Origin of the sequence: Tsuneonella flava (genome assembly GCF_002870965.1) — a bacterium.
Classification (GTDB): Bacteria; Pseudomonadota; Alphaproteobacteria; order Sphingomonadales; family Sphingomonadaceae; genus Tsuneonella; species Tsuneonella flava.
The window spans coordinates 1-808 of sequence record NZ_PHSO01000024.1; the positions used below are offsets into that span (position 1 = coordinate 1).

The window sequence follows — 808 nt, forward strand, 5'->3', positions numbered from 1 at the left end:
GTGGCGACCACCTGCAACGTCTTTGGCCCCAAAGCCATCCAGGCGACACCGGAGATGGCGAGCGAGGCGCAAGCGGCTCCCCCGATGATCACACCGCGCCGGAACCGGACGACGCGCCGGGGTGCGGCGCGCAGGACGAGCTTTTCCGCATTCTGCTTGGACGGTTCAGGCGGCAGCGCTGTAGATTCGCCGGGAGCACGCGGATCCGCGCCAGCGTCATCCTTGTCGGGGCCGCTCATGGGCGTGCCCTCCCCTGCGCCGCATCGGTGCGGGAAATGCGCACGACAGCCTGCGGGTCTTCGCCAAGCCGCAGCTCAGCGGCGCCAAAGAGGCGATCGACGATATAGTGATTGCCGCTGACACGGTAGTTGACCAGCTGGCTTTGCCCAAGCGGCCCGACCACGAACAGGGGCGGCGCCTCGCCCTGATCGAGCCGGCCCGGAAACTCGATATAGACTTTGTTGCCATCGTCCCATGCCCGGACGGGGCGCCAGGGTGGATTGTCGCCGGTAATGGCATAGCGGAAGCGCAGATTGGTGAGCGCGACATTGTCCGCCACCGGCCGCGCCTCCTGGGCACGTTCGTTTTGCCGCTGCAAGGCGAGCAGGCGATCCTGCGGGTAAGTCCAGCTGATCGCCGCCATCGCGGTCTTGTCGGTGCTTTCGAGCGCCAGATGATAGGCGCGCCGGTCGGTGGTGATGACCATGTTGGTTTTGAGCCCCGGCGCGAAGGGCTTGACCAATATGTGCGCCCGCGCGGTCTCGCCAGCCCCGCTCGAAGTATCGCCGATGACCCAGCGCACGGTATC

The 808-nt window shown here is 66.5% G+C and carries 1 protein-coding gene and 1 pseudogene; both read right to left on the reverse strand.

What is annotated here, in order from left to right:
* Positions 1-239 (reverse strand): annotated as a pseudogene (locus CV013_RS15770) (TrbI/VirB10 family protein); the annotation flags it as partial.
* The coding region (gene trbG / locus CV013_RS15410) for a P-type conjugative transfer protein TrbG (RefSeq protein ID WP_102156586.1) at positions 236-808 on the reverse strand (573 nt) is incomplete at its 5' end. The gene trbG and the pseudogene CV013_RS15770, both read right to left, overlap by 4 nt.